The sequence below is a fragment of the Piscibacillus salipiscarius genome, assembly GCF_042685285.1.
Lineage (GTDB): Bacteria > Bacillota > Bacilli > Bacillales > Alkalibacillaceae > Piscibacillus > Piscibacillus salipiscarius.
Map to the genome: position 1 here is coordinate 1 of NZ_JBHUMZ010000003.1, position 18596 is coordinate 18596.

An 18596-nucleotide genomic window follows, 5' to 3' on the forward strand; every position below is an offset into this window, starting at 1 on the left:
TTAATTAATTACAATTAACAGTAGCGAAGCGTGCGCTTGTGTTCCTTATAATTACAGAAATGTCATTTAATCTTTATGGAAGTTAACTATAGTTTTTTAAAAAAATTTATAAGCTTACTATTGGCTGGTATGACAACATTTCCCGAGGGAGTCTACGCATTTTGACTAGGCAAATAACACTCAATATTCGGTTTTTATTTAACTATTTTTATTCTGTCCCAGCCTCTTTTTTCAAAAAAATAAATTTACAAGAAAAATTCCAAGTGTTTCTTCATATATTTCATCGAACTGGCTAAACGGTAAAGGGTTGGTCCCACGTCCAAGTTCAACTGTATATCCTGGCCGTCTATATTCTTGAATGTACCAGTCTTTAAATCCAGCATGACTATCTACATAACGAATAGGGATATAGCCACTAACCCTTCCATATTCATTTACAATTGTTTGAGCCTCACGTGGTTCTAAACCCTCATAACCCCAATAAATGACCTCACCTTGAGTGTGTAAGGCAAGAACGCGATCAAATCCTTTTTCTTCAACTAAGTTAGCCATTGTTTTAGCCTCAGGTTCTGATAACGGATAAGGACCAGGATAATTTCTTGGTGAAGGCTGCTGCCGTTTTCGATTGCTTTCAATTTCCCAATTAGCAGGATATTGATTATTTAAGTCTACTCCTCTGATATTAGCTTTCCAATTATTAAAATTTGTACTTTGATTATTAATGGATAGTACTAAATCGCGGATCGCTTCATCATCTGGTAATCCTTGGTTAATTAAATCAACACCATCTGGATTGACCATTGGAACAAGTGATAATGTGATTTGATCATAAAAAGCATTCATATTTACATCGCGAATAGGTTCACCTGATGAAAGAGATAATAAGTAATCATGTAGAAAACGCATGATAACTGATGTTGTAATGGATTCATTAGCATGGAAAGATCCATTAATATGAACATGTTTGTCGCCTTCACCAATTGAAACTTCATATATAGGTTTATTTTGAACAGATCGACCGATTTCTCTAAGCGATATAAATGGGTACTGATTTACCAACGTAAATAAATCATCTTCTAGACGTTCGGAAGTATAAAGTTGATCAAAGTTAAGAATGTCATTGTTAATTCTGACTGGTAAAGTGATGGTATCCCCAACCCTTAGTTGATAAGGGTCAATAGGGTTTGTTGCCAGAATCTGATCTAAAGGTATTTGATTATTTTGGCTAACACTCCAGAGCGTATCTCCACTTTGGATTTTGTAACTGTGGGTTTGATAATAAGGAACTTTGATCACCTGACCAATCCTTAGCATACTTGGGTTTGTGTATGGATTAGCGTTCAATAATTGCTGAAGAGGAACATTGAATATGCTTGATATTCTATAGTAGGTCATTCCAGGTTGAATGACTAAATCCATTTGAAATCCTCCTTAAGTATTTAAGATGGAACACTATTATAAGTATATTTGCACATTCACAAAAAAGTGCTTATAATTTTATTAGAATACATTGCACAGACGTGGTTTCTTATATACAATGTGTTAAGATAGTTTTAGAGAAAAATAAAGGAGTGGTTACTTTGGCATTTATTATTACATCACCTTGTAAGGATGAAAAAGCTGCAGAATGTGTTGAAGTCTGCCCGGTAGATTGTATCGAGGAAGGCAAGGACATGTTCTATATAGATCCAGATATTTGCATTGATTGTGGTGCATGTGAAGCGGTATGTCCAGTAGAAGCTATTTATCATGAAGATGAGCTTCCTGAGGAAGAACGCGAATATATCGAAATTAACCGTAAATTCTTCCAAGAATAACATAAGGTATTAAAAAGGCTGGATATAGTTATTCAGCCTTTTTTCTCTTTGAACACGTGTTTTTAAAATGTTCCTAATTTAACGTGACTCGCCAAAAGGCGGGTTTTATTAATGAAATAATTTCTAAGGGGTCTACAATATGAAACGATTATATCTAACTGATACACAAACGGAGCAATTCTTCTCATTATTAAGATGGCTGTTTTTAATCGTTTGTTCTGGCTTATTTTACTATGAACCAATTAGACAACAGCTTCAGCTGACTTTCGAGACATTTGACTATTTATTTATCACAGCATTTTCATATATGTTAATTACTCAAATTGCCTTATTTTTTACTTCTAAAAGAGAACGATTGCAACAATTTGTCTTAAAACTTGGAATTGTGATGGACTTTATTGTTATTTTTTGGCTGATCGCATTATCAGGTGGTATGAATAGTTGGTTTATCCCTGTCATTTATCTATTTCTTATGCATGCCACAATCTACTGGAGAACAAAAGGGTTGTTATGGTCTTTAATTTTTTCTGTTTTAGCCTACACAATGATTGGATTCTATCAAGCTAGTAATATAACGACTGATGTTATTTGGACTTACCTTTTTAATGTATCATTCTTTATTATTATTGGCTTATTTGCTGGAATATTAGCATTAAGGGAACGAAAACATTTAAAAGAAAAGGTTTCTTTTCACGACCAATCAATTAAAGATTATGTAACAGGCCTATATAATCACCGCTCATTCCAAAACACGTTGTCAAAACTAACTCAAAGTGAAAAACCAATTACATTAATTATGGCAGACATTGATAATTTTAAACAAATTAATGACCGATATGGACATACTATTGGCGATCAAGTATTATCAGCGTTTGGAAATACTTTAATCCATGAGTTAGATCCTATGGAGAGCTACTCTTTTCGCTATGGTGGAGAAGAGTTTGCGATTATTTTATTTGATCGACATAAAAGATCTATAGAACAACAAATTAATGAATGGAATAAATTATTTCAGCACGGGATTCAGCTCATTCCGGAATTAAAAGGTGAAAACATTACCATTAGTTATGGAGTCGCTTTTTCCGCAGAAGATGACGAAAAGGATGCATTATTAAAACGAGCTGATGACTATATGTATTTAGCTAAATCAAATGGGAAAAACCAAGTGATGTTTCAGGAATCATATGAACGTATAGGAGAATCATGATGATCACAACTGACAAAATAAAAACTTCATATAATTTTGATGTCTTATGGAACATATTCGAAAGAGAGCCGTATCAAAATATTAATCAAAAGTTATTAAAACTGTATAAGAAATGGCAAAAGAGGCAATTAACGATTGGGTTTACAGGGCATTTTTCTGCAGGAAAATCAACGTTAATTAATGCATTGTTAGAAGATGATATTCTCCCATCTAGTCCAATTCCAACTAGTGCGAACATTGTCGAAATACAATACGGAAATGCGGAATCAACCACCTATCATCTTCCTAACAATCTCCAGGCAAAAGAGGAAACGATTAATTTAGATCATGTTAAACAACTTGCACGTAACGGTGAGACGGTTGAATCGATCACCATCCAAAAACCTATCAATGTGTTGAAAAATGACATTAACTTAATGGATACACCTGGTATCGATTCCTCTGATGATGAAGAGTTCAAGAGAACGTTATCTAACACGTATCTAATTGATTTTTTTGTTTATGTAATGGATTATAATCACGTTCAATCAGAAGTGAATTTTAAATTTCTTAGAGAACTTGAAGATAACAGAGTACCATACGTAATGGTCGTTAATCAGGTCGATAAGCACAATGATGAAGAGCTACAATTCGACTCATTTAAACAGTCATTAAAGGAGAGTTGTCGTTCTTGGGGACTTAAGCCAAAACACATATTCTATACGTCTTTAATTAATGAGGGACATGAGCTTAATCAATTCGAAAACCTTCAACAATTTTTACAACAATTAATTGAAGATCAAGAGCGATTAATCGTTGATAAATTATCGTTTGAGTTAGAAAACTTAATGGAAGAATGGGCTAATCATAAACTTGATTTAAACCAAAATGAATACGATTCTGTAAATGAAAAACGAAATTCAATCAAACGTTTGTTTGAAGAAAAGAAATTAATCATTGAAGAAAAGGATCAGTTTCGTTCGAAGCTGAACCAAAAAATGAACGATTTGTTTCAAAACGCTTATATTATGACTTTTGAAACTCGTGAATCAGCAAAATTGTATTTAGAGTCCCTTCAGCCAAAGTTTAAAGTTGGAAGAATATTTTCTAGGAAAAAAACAGAAGAAGAAAAACAGAGAAGACAAAGTGAATTTTTGAAAGCTATTCAAGAGCGAGTCAAAACTGAAATGATTTGGCATATTCGCAGACTGCTATTGGACATAATGAGCGAAGAACAATTAGAAGACCAAGCACTAACAGAAAACATTCAAAACTTTAGTTTAAAGATTACTGAAGAAGATTTAAATAAGTCAGTCAATCCTTCAGCAGAAATCAATGCTAATTCTGTTTTAATTTATACTGATCAGCTTCATAAAGATTTATCTAAGAAAGTTAAACAAGAAGCGGCATCAATCACAACAGATCTTGAAGGGATTATGAAACAACATCAAGATAGAAAAATTGAAAAAATTAATGAAAATATAAAGCAAATTGAATCAGAACTAGAAGATTTTCAAGATCTTGACGCATTAGAAGAACAAAAAGGGCAATTAGTTACTCAGCTCAAAGACCAAGTTTTTAATGAAGATACATCTAATGATAAAATCGAACTCGCTGCGAAGGAATTCTTCTACACTCAAAGTGTCGATATTAATGAGCTATTAAGACGTGACATAACTGAAGAAGAAACTGAGCATGAAACTAAAGCAGTGAATAAGGATGAACGTTTAAATGCTGAAGCTATTAAGAAAAGAAGTCAAGTTGCACTTAGTTATATAAAAGACTTATCACCATTAGAGCCTTTTAATAAATCAATTACAGAACAATTTAATCAGTTAGAGAACACACAAATGACCATTGCTTTATTTGGAGCCTTTAGTGCTGGGAAATCGTCATTTGCAAATGCTTGGTTAGGTGAAGCAGTTTTACCCGCCTCTCCAAATCCTACAACAGCGGCTATTAATAAAATCGCTCCTGTTTCTGAGAAACATGAACATGGTGATGTGTTAGTTCAATATAAAACTGATGACCAATTATTAAATCAATTATATAAAATTATTGAGCCATATACGAGCGAGACCTTTAATGCTTTATCTGATTTAGTAAAGTATTTATCAAAAAACATCAAAACGTTATTGAAACATTTGCATCAAACCGAAGCATCTTTTATCCAAGCATTTCTTGAAGGTTATCAACAAAAACGTACAGAATTAGGAAAAGAGCGTGCCATCACGATTAGTGAGTTTCCTAAATATGTCACCATTGAATCGATTTCATGTTTCATTGAAGAAATGACCATTTTTTATGATTGTGATTTAACCAGAAAAGGCATCACATTAGTGGATACTCCAGGTGCTGATTCCATTCACTCAAGGCATACAAACACATCATTACATTATGTGAAGCATTCAGATGCGATTATTTACGTTAACTATTATAATCATGCATTTTCAAGGGCTGATAGAGAATTTTTAATTCAATTAGGCCGAGTTAAGGATACGTTTGCATTAGATAAAATGTTCTTTATTTTAAATGCGGCCGATTTAGCTAAAGACCAACAAGAACTGAAACTTGTAGAGAATTATTTAGTTGATCAACTACAACAATATGGAATTAATCAACCTTCTGTCTATTCACTTTCAAGTAAAGCATTAATGGACGGGGAAGAAAAGGTAGATGATCAACCGTTTTTCCATCGTTTTGATCAATTTATCGAGCAAGATGCTAAAGAAATAATGGCTAATCAGTTAGATTTAGAACTTAAGCGATTAAACGAATATCTTTCATCAACCATTAAGGAAGCTGAATCAAATAAGGAAGAACAAGAACAAAAGCTAATTGAATTACAAAAACAACTGAAAGAAGTCTTAAAATGGACAGAAGAAGAATCTGATGCATTGTACATTAACCATTTGGAACAAGAAATTAATGAATTGACTCACTATTTACACCAACGACTTATGATTCAATTAACGGACTTAATGAAAGATTCAATCAATCCAGTCACTATTGATGCAAATGGAAAACAAGGCAGACAGCAGATCAAGATTGCACTAAAGAGATTACAAAGCTATCTTGCTGAACAATGGTCAAAAGAGTTTAATACTACACTAATCATACTTGAAAGAAAGATGTCGTTAACGTTAGATGAATGGGTAAAACAAGTGAACCAATATATTGAGAACAACACCGAGCTTACTAAGTTACTATTTAAAGAAAAATCTTTTTCTGAACCTAATTTACTCCAAATGACAGAGCTTTTAACAGAACAAAACGCTGATGATTTATCTGCTATTTATAAAAATAAAAAAGAGTTCTTTGAACAACAAGAGGTCCAAGAATTATTCGAACAGCTCAATACCAAACTGGATAATGCAGTGAAATCCAATGTAGAAACTCTTAATTCTGAGCTAAAATCACACTTTGAATCTCAATTTAAGAAATCAAAAGATCAAGTAATTCAAAATTATAAAGAACAGCAACAAGAATTAATTAGTCAAAAGCAAGCAATTTATCAAAATGCAGATTATCTACAAACATTCCGTCAACTTTATCAGGAGATTCAATAGTAAGAAAATTCGACAAATACAGTTTCTTTCGCTATAATTTGTTTAATTGCATTAAACAATGAGGGGGATTTGATGACAACTAAAAGAGTATTAAAAGCAGAAGATTTATTCCGAATTGATTCAGTTGCAGACCCGAGAGTCTCACCTACAAAAAAAGAAGCTGTATTTGTCAAAACAACATTAGATCAAGATGAGAATAAATATGTATCAAATTTATATCATTTAGATTTAAAAACCAATGACGCTACTCAGTGGACATATGGCAAACAAAGCGTGTCACACCCTAGATGGTCAAATGATGGACAAAATATTCTATTTCTATCCAATCGTGACGATAAGAATCAAGTCTACATTCTTTCCACAAAAGGTGGAGAAGCTAAAAAAGTTACAGATGAAAAAGAAGGCGTAACAAGTGCTGAGTTCTCCCCAGATTCTAAGCGAATTATCTATCAGACAGGTTATAGCTTAGAAGGAGATGACAGTTCAGATGATAAGGATAAAGACGAACAAGAGCTCCCTAAGCCTAAAGTGATTCATCGTATGAAGTATAAAGCTGATGGGGCAGGTTTGCTCAAAGAGAAGTACCAACAACTAAAATTACTAGATTTGTCTTCAGAGGATGTCAAAACTGTTAAAAAAGGAAAACAAAATTTTATTTTTCAATCCTGGATTAACAACTCAACATTTGTATATTCAACTGATGAAGATGTGAACCAAGATTTTAACTTCAATCATAACGTTTATATTCATCATTTAGATCGAAACGAAGATCAGGAAATTCCAACAGAAGATGGCTATGTCTCAAGCTTTACCGTCTCTCCAAACGGTCAACAACTTTTATTTATACATATGGGCCGTAAATATTATAATGCTACACACACTGAAATCTATCATTATGAACTAGACTCTGGAGTCGTCACACCATTAACAACTGAACTAGATGCGCCAATTGGTGATTTTGTTGTGGCAGATACTCAGCAACAAACTTATTTACATGGTGTTGAATGGGCATCGGATCGTGATTTCTACTTTCCTGTATCAGATCAAGGTAATGTAAATCTCTATTATGGAAACATTGATGGTGAGCTCTATCCAGCACTAAAAGATAATTTACACGTATTTGGATTTGACTTATATAAAGACGAACAGAAAGCCTTACTCACGATAAGCACTCCAATAAATCCTAGTGAATTGTATGAACTAGATATAACTTCAGGAGAATTAAAAAAATTAACGTCTATTAATCAAGACTTCCTAGACGAAGTAGAAGTTGTCGAACCTGAAGCTATTTCTTATACGAGTAAGGATGACTGGACTGTTCATGGTTGGTTTATGAAACCATCACAGTTTAAAGAGGATAAATCCTATCCGATGGTCGTTAATATTCACGGAGGACCACATGCTTTTTACGCAAATACGTTCTTCCATGAAATGCAGTACTTAGCGGCTAAAGGTTATGCTGTTCTGTACGTGAACCCTAGAGGAAGTCATAGTTACAGTCAAGAATTTGTGGATGCGGTTCGCGGAGACTATGGTAACGGGGATTACCAAGACATTATGAATGGAGTAGACTATATTTTATCTAAATATAATTGGATTGATGAGAGCCGTTTAGGGGTTACTGGCGGAAGCTATGGTGGATTTATGACGAACTGGATTGTTGGACACACTGATCGCTTTAAAGCGGCGGTGACTCAAAGAAGTATTTCAAACTGGATTAGCTTCAGAGGTGTAAGTGATATAGGGTATTACTTTAATGAGTGGCAAATTAAAGCTGATTTAGGGGAAGTCGAAAAGCTTTGGAAGCATTCGCCAATTGCTTATGTAGAAAAGGTGAGAACACCTCTTAAAATCATCCATAATGAACTAGATTTCCGTTGTCCAATGGAGCAAGCTGAACAATTATTTATAGCTCTTAAGCATCAAGGAAACGAAACTGAATTTGTTCGCTTCCCGGATTCAGATCATAATTTATCTCGTACAGGTAAACCGAACCTCAGAATTGAACGTTTAGAGCATATTGCAGGTTGGTTTGATTATTACTTAAAATAAAGGACGCGGGGCGCCCGTTTAACCACTCAGTGAGCCGACTAAACGGGCCACATCATCCTCCTGCGATTGCTCAGCGCAAAACTTAAGCAGAAGTAATGCAAGAAGCATTTGCGAACACGTCGGCACTAGAACGTCCTGTTCCTTGCTTTTAAATTTAAAAATGCCAACTTCTCACGCGATGAATTCGCAAGGGAAGATTGGCATTTTCTTATTTCCAATATTGTTCTATAAATTGATCTCGTCCTGATTTTTTACGGTCTTCCTGATATTCTTCAGGATTCTTTTTATAAAAATCTTGATGTTCACCCTCAGCAGGGTAAAAAATACTAGCTTCAAGTATCTCAGTGACAATTGGTTTAGAGAATTTACCGCTTTGTTCTAACTCTTGTTTAGACTGTTCAGCTAAGCGTTTTTGTTCAGGTGAGTGGTAAAATATTGCAGTACGATACTGAGAACCGCGGTCATGAAACTGTCCGCCAGCGTCAGTTGGATCAATTTGTGGCCAATACAGATCTAATATTGTTTGATAATCAATTTTATCTGGGTTATATGTAATTTGAACCGCTTCATAATGGCCAGTATCTCCAAGTTTAACTTGTTCATAACTTGGGTTTTTAACATTACCACCTGTATAGCCGGATACAACTGAAATAACACCATCCCACTGATCAAATGGTTTAACCATGCACCAAAAACAACCACCTGCAAACGTCGCTTTTTCAACGTGATTACTCATTAGTTTCACCTCTCTATGACATACATTATATCAATCTGATATTGAATGAAAAAGTAAAAGAGCTTTAGAGTGCTAAACACTCCAAAGCTCTTCACAATTTTCGTTTGCCAGTTACTAATTGATAAATAAAAATGATTCCAGCAATAATGAGGAGAATATGAATTAATCCTCCAGCGAAATCTAATAATAAGCCAATTAACCAAATCCCTAAAATAATCCAAATAATAGTCCAGAGCATGTCCTCACTCCTTAAGTATTCTTAATTTTAATTATTCCCCAAAGACATATTTAGTAAACTAAACCTTCAAATTTTGGTATAATTAAAGAAAAAGGGGGAGAGTGCGTGTCTTTAGAAGCTAAATTAACTCAATTGAAAAACAAAATGAATGATGAGCCAAAGTATTACGATGGCATGACATCATCATTTGTATTTAAGATTACTGATTTAGAAGAAATATGGAGTGTAGATTTTAATGGGAATCATGTAGAGTTGTTTAATCACAAGCTGGAGTCACCTACATGTATATTGAAAATGGACTCAAATCATTTTAACAAATTGTTAGAAGGAAACTTGAATGCGACGACTGCCTTCATGATGGGGAAAATCAAAGCTGAAGGGGATTTATCTAAAGCTTTAAAACTACAGAAGATTTTAACGAACTATCAGTGAATAAATGAGTAATACATAAAAGGGGTGTGAAGGTTTGAAAAAATTCATATTTTTACTGGGGCTTTTATTAGTTATATCAGCCTGTTCTGAGAAAGAACCAGAATACACCAATCCGTATGATGCAGCCAGTGATTATCTAAATTTATGGCAAGAAAATAACTTTCAAAAGATGTACGATGAGTTACTATTACAACGTACAACTGCTGAGTTTAGTGAGGAAGACTATGTTGAACGTTACCAACATTTATATGAGACACTAGAGGTTAAAAACCTTTCTTTAGAAATTATAGAACAACAAGAACTAGCTCAAGAAGATCTAAAATCTTTACAAAGCTTTGACATACCTATAAAAATTTCCTTCGAAACAATAGCGGGAACGATTGATTACCAGAAAGACCTTCATGTTGAAAAAGTGGTATCTGAAGAATATGCAGGTGAAAGTAATCAAAAACTTGATCCAGAAAGCCCTTGGCATGTTGAATGGGACCCTTCTTTCATACTTCCTAACCTTGAAAAAGGGGATGAGGTACGCCTATCGACTACACCAGCTAAAAGAGGTGACATTGTCGACCGTAACGGAAATTTTTTAGCAACTCAAGGTGAGGTCTATGAAATTGGAATTGTACCTGAGAATTTTAACGATTCTAATATACCTAAACTAGCCCAAATTTTAGATATATCAAAAGAATCCATCGAAGAGAAACTCAATCAAAGTTGGGTGCAGCCTCACTTGTTGGTTCCGATTAAGAAACTGAGCCTTGATGATGAAGATTTAATGACTCGTGCTATTGCCATAGACGGAGTAGGTTCTGATTACACTATGGATCGTGTTTATAATTATGGTAAAGCAGTATCTCATTTAACAGGATATATCGGTTCTATTACAGCTGAAGAATTAGAAGAGTTTAAAGACCAAGGTTACACAGCTCAAGATGTGATCGGAAAACGTGGTTTAGAACAACTGTATGAAGAGAAACTTAGGGGGAAAGACGGGGTAGAATTAAAGATCCTTAAACCGAATTCATCAACACAAACTATCGCTAAAAAAGATCCGGTAAACGGTGAAACGGTCAAGCTGACAATTGATGTTAAACTCCAGAAACAACTTTATAATACTTTAAAAGATGAAGCAGGTACCGCCGCGACGATTAACCCTAAAACGGGTGAAGTGACAAGTCTTGTCAGTTTCCCAGCGTTTGACCCAAATGACTATGTCCTTGGTTTTAAACAATCCGATTATGAAGCTTTATCTAATAATAAGTTGAATCCAACGTTAAATCGTTTTGCTGCATCATTTTCTCCGGGTTCAGTTATGAAGCCAATAAGTGCAGCTGTTGGGTTAGAACATGGAAAACTTAACCCAAATGAAACAAAAACGATTACCGGGAAGAGTTGGCGTAAAGATGACTCTTGGGGGAACTATTCTGTTACACGTGTTTATGAACAATATGAAAAAGTTGATTTAGAAACAGCCATGGTTCATTCTGATAACATTTATTTTGCGATGATGGCAACTGAGATGGGTGCAGAGACGTTCACAGAAGGTCTAACTCGACTTGGCTTTGGTCAAGAGTTTCCATTTGAATATCCTGTAGCAGATTCACAAATTTCAAATAGTGGTGACCTAAATCGTGAGGTTCTATTAGCTGACAGCGCATATGGCCAAGGCGAAGTACTTATGAATATTGTGCATCTAGCTTCTTTATATGGCGGAATTGTCAATGATGGAACTGTGATGAAGCCATTACTTAGAGCTAATGAAGAACAAGAAGCATGGATAGATCAAATGGTCAGTCAAGAGAATGCTAAATTATTACAAAACCTTTTAAGAAAAGTCGTTACAGAAGGTACAGCAAAGAGCATAAACATTTCAGGCAATAAAATCGCTGGTAAGACGGGGACAGCTGAATTAAAAACAAGCCGAGATGAAGAAGGGGCCGAGAACGGATTCTTCGTATCTTATGATCAATCAAACCCTGAAATGGTATTAGCCATTATGGTTGAAGGTGTTCATAACCATGGCGGTAGTGGTTATGTAGTCGATTTAGCTAAACAATTTTATAAAAAAAGATAACCATATTAAAAACAGCGCTGTATGTGAACAGCGCTGTTTTTATCTTTTGGTGGTAGAAGACTCCTTCCTTAAGTAGCATTTGAGTTTAGGTAGGAGTAGTTCAATGAATTAATATCCTAATTCTTTTAACACTTTAATTAATAAATCAGGTCTGTCTGTTACAATCCCATCTGCACCGCGCTTTATTAATGTTTTCATCACTTCTGGTTCATTAATTGTCCAGTAGTGAATCTGTAAACCCATTGACTCCGCGCTTTCTAAAATATCGGGTGTCGTTAGATCATAACCGCTTGCTTGCACAGGTAATTGCATAGAATCAACAGAAGGGAAGTATAGGTTTTTTGCAAAGAATTTATGAGTCAAGACAAATTCTCTAACTTCTTGTTCTCCAGCAGATAATGCTATATCATCATCTGCAACGTCTTGAAATGTTTCAACGATATCGTGGTCAAAAGAAGCTATCGTCACTTGATCCTCTAAGCCATTTTCTGTAATTAAGTGATTGAGCCTTTTTGAAATTTCTTCTATACGATTATAAGGATTTGTATCTTTAATTTCTATTAAAAATCGCTGATTCGGAAAGGCATTAAATAATTCTTCAACAGTTATTAATGATACACCCTGACCTCTGTAAGGAAAATTGCCATCTTGATCACTCCAATAATAGCCTGCATCTAACTTTTTAAGTTCATTTAATTGAAGGTCTTTCACATATCCTGTTCCATTAGTAGTTCGGTCAACTGTTGGATCGTGAATCGCAATTAAATAACCATCTTTTGAAATATGAATGTCAGTCTCAAGCACATCCGCACCAAATTTATTTGCTTTCTTAAAAGCAGGCATCGTGCTTGATGGTGCTAAGTGTTCGCCGCCTTGGTGGGCTATAACAAGAGGTTTGTCTTGTTTATAAAACGGTTTAACGTCAATGGTATGAAGAGGTATTAGGTTTAAAATAACATATAAACCACCAAGTATACCTAGTGTCATAGAAGCTCGTTTAATTAATTGATCTTTTGTCAGCTTTGATCTCTCTCTTTTAAACAAAATATAATCCCCCTAGTTTTTCTATCTATTATTATATCAAATGAAAGATAAAGAGGGAGTAAAACAAAATAATTAACCATAATTTTGTTATGTTAACTAATAAGCTTCCCATTTAAGTTTTTTAGCTGCTTGATAACGTTTTGTAACTTCATCCCAGTTTACGATGTTCCACCACTCATCAACATATTTTGCTCGATTATTCTCATACTGCAAATAATAAGCGTGTTCCCATACGTCTAATACTAATAGCGGGATGGCATCCCATTGACTTAAATTTTGATGTTTTTCTGCTTGCAGAATCTCTAATCTATGAGATCTAGGAGAATAAACGAGAATAGACCACCCGACACCTTCGACACTTTTGGCAGCTTCAGAAAACTGCTTTTTAAACTGTTCATAATTTCCGAATGATTGATTAATCGCTTTAAGTAAATTGCTCTTGGGCTTCCCACCACCATCTGGGCTCATAATATTCCAAAAGATAGTATGCAAATAATGTCCAGCTCCATTAAATGCTAGCTCTCTTTCCCAGTGTTTTATTAAATCAAAGTTATTAGTCTTACGAGCTCTTTCTAACTCACGTTCTGCCGTATTGAGTCCATTTACATAGCTTAAATGGTGTTTGTCGTGATGAAGCCTCATGATTTTTTCATCAATAAATGGTTCGAGTGCATCGTATGAATAGGGGAGTGGAGGAAGTTGATGTTGACCGATTCCAATTGCTTCATTTTTTGATTGACGCTTGTCATATTTCTGTATTTGGTTCCATTCATGAGCTAAAGTTTCAGCATCCTGCTTAATTTCAAGCGCCTTATCAGATGTGAATTCATCTTGATGACCTAAATAGAAGGATACACGTTTAATTAGTAGATTGAGCTTACTTTCAATTTCAGTAACATCAGTTCGGTTATTTACAGAATTAACTGAACGATGCAACTGTTCTTTATAATTCATCAGCCACCAATGCATCTCATTAAGAAAAGTACCTAAAGAAGTTGCCATAAAAAAACCTCCTGTAACATTCGTCATCATTATTGTATGAATGTCACAGGAAAGTGGGATTAATGCTCAGTATTTGAATAGTGGTGATAAGAATCCATAGTTAATGTCACGCCTTGAGCCATTGCAGCACCACCACCTAAAGCAGCACTAACAGCAACCGTTTCCATTATTTCCTTTTCGGACGCATTGTGTTCAGTTGCACCTTTTGTATGATAAATAATGCAGTACTCATCCTGAGCATAAATGCTGATGGCTAATGCTATTAACTGCTTCGTCTTTTCATCTATTGCACCAGCTTCAAAACAAGATTCAGTAAAATCAAAATAACCTTGAGTCATCCTAGGTAATTGATCCTTTAAATGATTTAACCCTTCTTTGTAATCTAAAATGGATTGATCAAAGAAATTGTTAGGTGTCTCACTATGTTCTTGCATCATTGACTTCACTCCGTTTCATATTTTTGACTACAATAATAGGTTTTAAAATAAAGGCGAGACTATACAAGGAAATAAAATGAAAAAAGACAAGAGTGAACCCTTGTCTTTATCCTGGTATATTATTAGAAATTTCCTCATAGGTTTCCTGATCGCATATAATCATTAGTTCAGTATTGTCAGGAATTCTTTCATCTGCTTTTTTAGCAATTCCTAACCGTTCACCTTCAGCTAATAACGTGGCTCCGTAATCTAATAAAGCGTTGTATGCATCACGATAGGTTTTCCATTTAGGATCCTTTTTAATTGTATATAGGTCATGACCGTAATTAGTTGACGTTAGTTGCCTAAACATCTCACTAGCACCTTTAAACGTGGCACTTTTAGCAATGAGGTGAGCACTCGTTTGATTAGGAGTAATAAATTCATCTACTTTTGAATGTTTAAATGCTGAAATATGATGATCGTACAAGATTTCAGCAATAGTATAAACTTCAAATTCTTCATGATTCCCAAGACCCTCAATAGTTGTTGTAATTAATAGCGTCTGTCCGTCAGCTAATGAATAATTTTTCACATCATCTGATGCAAAAATCAAAACAGCATGACTTTCTTTAATGTTGGCTTGGTGTAATGTATTGACATACGCCGGATTACCCGAAATAAAATGAACTCTATCATGTCTAAACGGGGTTTTCTCTAAGCTTTCATCAATCAATACAACATCACGTTTTTCTTGCATATTTAATAATTCATTAATGGTTTCTTTTGATCGTTTTGTATAATTAATAATAATATAATGACCTTTTTCTTTATAATCCAACTTACCTTCCTCCTTTTTACGACGATACTCCTGTATCCCATCAACAATGTATCCAATCACAACACCCATTAATCCAATTCCAACTATGTACACAACTGTCATGGCATATAATTGACCAGCCAATGTGACTGGAGATAAATCCCCATAACCAACCGTTGTGACCGTCGTCATAATCCACCACAATGCGGTGAAATAAGATGTAAATGTTTCTGGTTCTAAATAGTGAATAATATAGGAAGATACAAAGATAAAAGCAATTAACAGTATGACATATAAAAGTTTATTATCAATCTTTTGGATACGTTTCTTTATAAGTGCGAAAAACATCTACAACATCCTTTATGGTATTTATAGAACAATTATACATCTAACCTAGCATAGTGAACACCTCATATAGAACAAAACCTGATTAGCTTGAACTTATAATCGCTTCTAGAATTCCATCTCACATCATGGTAAGATAAACATAAAAAAAGAATAGAGGGGGAGTTAAATATGAGCGATCGACCAATTATTCAAGTGCGTGATAATGGTTCAATCCTAGTTAAAGGTGATGTTGAATTATTAGATGCAGAAGGAAATAAGTACGAGACAAAGCCCACTTTTTCATTATGCCGTTGTGGGGCTTCCAAAAACAAGCCTTTTTGCGATGGGTCACACAAGGAAATTGGATTTGAATCCGTCACAAGAACAAATGACTAAGAGCCCATTCGGAAAGGGCTCTTTTTATTTGGTTAAATTACCCTGTTTAAAATTTTGTTACAACTTTCATGATTTATTGCACCTTGTACATATATTAGATTATACTGAACCTTATAAAATAGCTGAGGGGTAATTTCATGTTTCTAACTAGAGTACTTATTCCCATACTAATCATCATACTCTTAACACCTTTTCAGATATTTGGAGAGGAACATAAAAATATTAATATAAACAGCGAAGCTGCTATATTAGTAGATGCAAATTCTGGGGAAGTTTTATATAGCCAATCTGCTGAAAAGTCAATGTACCCTGCTAGCATTACCAAGATTGTAACGGCTATTATTGCAATAGAGCAAGGTAACCTAGGTGATACAGTTACGGTTAGTGAAAATGCCAGGAATGTTATCGGTACTAGAGTTTATTTAGAGCCCGGTGAACAAGTAAAAATGGAAAAGCTAGTAAAGGGGCTACTTCTTAATTCGGGTAACGATGCAGGTGTCGCTATTGCAGAGCATATGGATGGAAGTGTTGAAGATTTTTCCGATCGAATGAACCGTTTTGTTAAGGAAGAAATAGGTGTCACTAATTCAAATTTTGAAAACCCACATGGTCTTTATGATCCCAAACATGTGACGACTGCTAGTGATATGGCTAAGATTACTCAATATGCGATGCAAAATGAAACGTTCAGAGAAATTGTCGGAACCAAACAAATGGAGTGGGACGGTGAAGGATGGGATACCACCCTTTATAACCACCATAGATTAGTTCGACAGCGTGATGATGTAACAGGTGTTAAAAATGGTTTTGTGAGTCAATCTGGATTTACTTTGGTCTCCTCCGCAAGCCAAGAGCATCTTGATTTAATTGTTGTCACATTAAATTCAACGACCGCTGATGCAGCCTATCAAGATACTAATGAACTGCTCGATTATGGTTTTGAAAATTTTAAAACTTTCACTGTAGAAGCTACATCTCAAAATTATCAGATTGGGAACCGAGAATATATTTTTGAAGATGATTTTGTTTTTACAGCTGATCGAAATTTAGTATGGACACACGAAGTTAATCAGCAAGGTCAACTCATTATAAAAAATGATCAAGGCATGACCATAGATGCGTATGATCTTCAAGAGGTATTGCCAGCTTCTACAAATAACAATACTCCAGAAGCTATTGATCACACTAAGACAGAATTGAATCAATTTAGTTCATGGGGAATTGTTTCAAGTACCATTGTCATTATAGCTGGGTTACTAATTGTCAAGATAGTCCGTAAACGCCGAAAAAACCGTATGTTCTATTAATGGGACCTTTTAATAAGGTTCCATTTTTTTCATTTTTAAAGAAATTTTCATAAATAACTTAAAAACATGTATGAACCACATTTTAAAACAAAAGTTAAATAATAATATGGATTTAATAAGGGGCGTTTTCATGTTTGAAGAGTTAAACTGGCTTACATATTTGATGATTATATTAGCAAGTTATCGCTTCACACACTTAATTGTATTTGATAAAATTACGGAATTTATACGAAAACCGTTTTTAAAAAAACAAACAATAAAAGATCAAGAAGGACATCTTGAAAGGAAAGACGTTCCAAAGTCTAAGTTCGGTTATTTATTAAATTGTTACTGGTGTGCTGGAGTTTGGAGTGCGATATTCTTAGCCTTAGGGTTTATGTTTATTCCGAACATAGCTTTACCGATTATCTTTATCTTATCTATTGCAGGAGCTCAGGCTATATTAGAAACATTTGTAGGTGTCGGAGTGAAATTAGTTGATTATTTAAAAACTAAATAAGACGGCTATAAATCAGCCGCCTTACTTTTATAGGTCTCTTCGTGGACCTAGATTATTTTTTGAATTAACATCTAAATCCTCATCTAGGTCTTCATCCATATCTAATTCATCAGGTTCAAGTTCTTCTGAAAATTCCGTTTGTAACTGGTATTGATCAGCTCCATGATGTTCCTCACGATCCGCTTCATCGTATTCATTTTGTACATACTTATGAAAGAAGTACTCAAAAATAGTTAATCCAGCTGCTGAAATAAGAGAAGCCGTAAAAAGATCACCACCGATTGTCAACATGTCTAACATGAAATAAATCACGACGTAAGCTAAGATAAAGTCAGTTATAGTTGCAACAGTATTGTTGGTTCTAGGCAAAATAAATGCATCACCTAGGTAAGAGACAAGAGTTAATACAACACTAATCATCAATACATTTCCAAAAGAAACATCATATCCAAACCCTAAAATTAGATATAATAGTACAAAACAAGATGCCAATTTAATCGCTAATAATTTCATATGGTTCATTCATTAGACCTCCTTTCTTTATATATTGTTGTAAAATTTTTTCATTCTATACGTAGATTGGACTTTTATAAAGTAAAAGTATATAATTAGTACATGCATAAGTAGTGTATTTCTATTTGTACATGATTATTATATGTACTTTCCGCTGTACACTAATTG

The 18596-nt window shown here is 34.4% G+C and carries 17 protein-coding genes; 9 read left to right on the top strand and 8 right to left on the bottom strand.

What is annotated here, in order from left to right; genetic code table 11:
• Positions 1-231: 231 nt before the first annotated feature.
• The gene (locus tag ACFSW4_RS00090) at positions 232-1419 is read right to left on the bottom strand and encodes a M14 family zinc carboxypeptidase (protein ID WP_377326649.1); all 1188 of its coding nucleotides are present in this window, start codon (positions 1417-1419) and stop codon (positions 232-234) included.
• 161 nt (positions 1420-1580) lie between these two features.
• On the opposite strand from ACFSW4_RS00090, the gene ACFSW4_RS00095 reads away from it, so the two are divergent.
• From ACFSW4_RS00095 to ACFSW4_RS00110, 4 genes are all read left to right on the top strand, one after another.
• Complete coding sequence (locus tag ACFSW4_RS00095) at positions 1581-1817, top strand: indolepyruvate ferredoxin oxidoreductase subunit alpha (RefSeq protein WP_054754620.1); 237 nt, start codon at positions 1581-1583, stop codon at positions 1815-1817.
• A gap of 139 nt (positions 1818-1956) precedes the next feature.
• Positions 1957-3024 (top strand): GGDEF domain-containing protein, encoded by a 1068-nt coding sequence (locus ACFSW4_RS00100; protein ID WP_377326651.1) that lies wholly within the window; start codon positions 1957-1959, stop codon positions 3022-3024.
• Positions 3024-6572, top strand: coding sequence for a dynamin family protein (locus ACFSW4_RS00105; RefSeq protein WP_377326653.1), 3549 nt, complete (start codon positions 3024-3026; stop codon positions 6570-6572). Before ACFSW4_RS00100 ends, ACFSW4_RS00105 begins: the two co-directional genes overlap by 1 nt.
• A gap of 72 nt (positions 6573-6644) precedes the next feature.
• A complete protein-coding gene (locus ACFSW4_RS00110) occupies positions 6645-8624 on the top strand; it encodes a S9 family peptidase (RefSeq protein ID WP_377326655.1) in 1980 nt (659 codons plus the stop codon).
• 208 nt (positions 8625-8832) lie between these two features.
• On the opposite strand, the gene msrA is transcribed toward ACFSW4_RS00110, so the two are convergent.
• Complete coding sequence (msrA, locus tag ACFSW4_RS00115; RefSeq protein ID WP_377326657.1) at positions 8833-9360, bottom strand: peptide-methionine (S)-S-oxide reductase MsrA; 528 nt, start codon at positions 9358-9360, stop codon at positions 8833-8835.
• Between the two features lie 91 nt (positions 9361-9451).
• Positions 9452-9598: a lmo0937 family membrane protein gene (locus ACFSW4_RS00120; RefSeq protein WP_279401871.1), complete on the bottom strand. Its 147-nt coding sequence runs from the start codon at positions 9596-9598 to the stop codon at positions 9452-9454.
• A 105-nt stretch (positions 9599-9703) separates the two neighbouring features.
• On the opposite strand from ACFSW4_RS00120, the gene ACFSW4_RS00125 reads away from it, so the two are divergent.
• Together ACFSW4_RS00125 and ACFSW4_RS00130 are read left to right on the top strand one after the other, a co-directional pair.
• Positions 9704-10030 carry an SCP2 sterol-binding domain-containing protein gene (locus tag ACFSW4_RS00125; RefSeq protein WP_054754613.1) on the top strand — a complete coding sequence of 109 codons (327 nt, stop codon included), beginning with the start codon at positions 9704-9706 and terminating at the stop codon, positions 10028-10030.
• Between the two features lie 34 nt (positions 10031-10064).
• Entirely contained in the window at positions 10065-12104 is a 2040-nt protein-coding gene (locus tag ACFSW4_RS00130; protein WP_377326659.1) for a penicillin-binding transpeptidase domain-containing protein, read from the top strand.
• A 108-nt stretch (positions 12105-12212) separates the two neighbouring features.
• Here the strand turns inward: ACFSW4_RS00130 and ACFSW4_RS00135 are convergent, their stop codons facing one another.
• The 4 genes from ACFSW4_RS00135 to ACFSW4_RS00150 all read right to left on the bottom strand — a co-directional run bounded on the left by ACFSW4_RS00135 (position 12213) and on the right by ACFSW4_RS00150 (position 15734).
• Positions 12213-13148: a glycerophosphodiester phosphodiesterase gene (locus tag ACFSW4_RS00135; RefSeq protein ID WP_279401870.1), complete on the bottom strand. Its 936-nt coding sequence runs from the start codon at positions 13146-13148 to the stop codon at positions 12213-12215.
• A 96-nt stretch (positions 13149-13244) separates the two neighbouring features.
• On the bottom strand, positions 13245-14150 hold the full coding sequence (locus ACFSW4_RS00140) for a superoxide dismutase (RefSeq protein ID WP_377326661.1): 906 nt from the start codon (positions 14148-14150) through the stop codon (positions 13245-13247).
• Positions 14151-14209: 59 nt separating this feature from the next.
• Positions 14210-14587, bottom strand: a complete 378-nt coding sequence (locus ACFSW4_RS00145; RefSeq protein WP_377326663.1) for a carboxymuconolactone decarboxylase family protein — start codon at positions 14585-14587, stop codon at positions 14210-14212.
• A gap of 106 nt (positions 14588-14693) precedes the next feature.
• Complete coding sequence (locus ACFSW4_RS00150; protein WP_377326665.1) at positions 14694-15734, bottom strand: potassium channel family protein; 1041 nt, start codon at positions 15732-15734, stop codon at positions 14694-14696.
• 168 nt (positions 15735-15902) lie between these two features.
• Here ACFSW4_RS00150 and ACFSW4_RS00155 point away from each other — a divergent pair, with 168 nt between their 5' ends.
• The 3 genes from ACFSW4_RS00155 (at position 15903) to ACFSW4_RS00165 (ending at position 17915) form a co-directional block, all read left to right on the top strand.
• The gene (locus tag ACFSW4_RS00155) at positions 15903-16109 is read left to right on the top strand and encodes a CDGSH iron-sulfur domain-containing protein (protein ID WP_377326667.1); all 207 of its coding nucleotides are present in this window, start codon (positions 15903-15905) and stop codon (positions 16107-16109) included.
• A 137-nt stretch (positions 16110-16246) separates the two neighbouring features.
• Positions 16247-17416 carry a D-alanyl-D-alanine carboxypeptidase family protein gene (locus tag ACFSW4_RS00160; protein ID WP_377326669.1) on the top strand — a complete coding sequence of 390 codons (1170 nt, stop codon included), beginning with the start codon at positions 16247-16249 and terminating at the stop codon, positions 17414-17416.
• 130 nt (positions 17417-17546) lie between these two features.
• The gene (locus tag ACFSW4_RS00165) at positions 17547-17915 is read left to right on the top strand and encodes a DUF1360 domain-containing protein (protein ID WP_054754605.1); all 369 of its coding nucleotides are present in this window, start codon (positions 17547-17549) and stop codon (positions 17913-17915) included.
• 27 nt (positions 17916-17942) lie between these two features.
• On the opposite strand, the gene ACFSW4_RS00170 is transcribed toward ACFSW4_RS00165, so the two are convergent.
• On the bottom strand, positions 17943-18437 hold the full coding sequence (locus ACFSW4_RS00170) for a YndM family protein (protein ID WP_377326671.1): 495 nt from the start codon (positions 18435-18437) through the stop codon (positions 17943-17945).
• Positions 18438-18596: the final 159 nt, after the last annotated feature.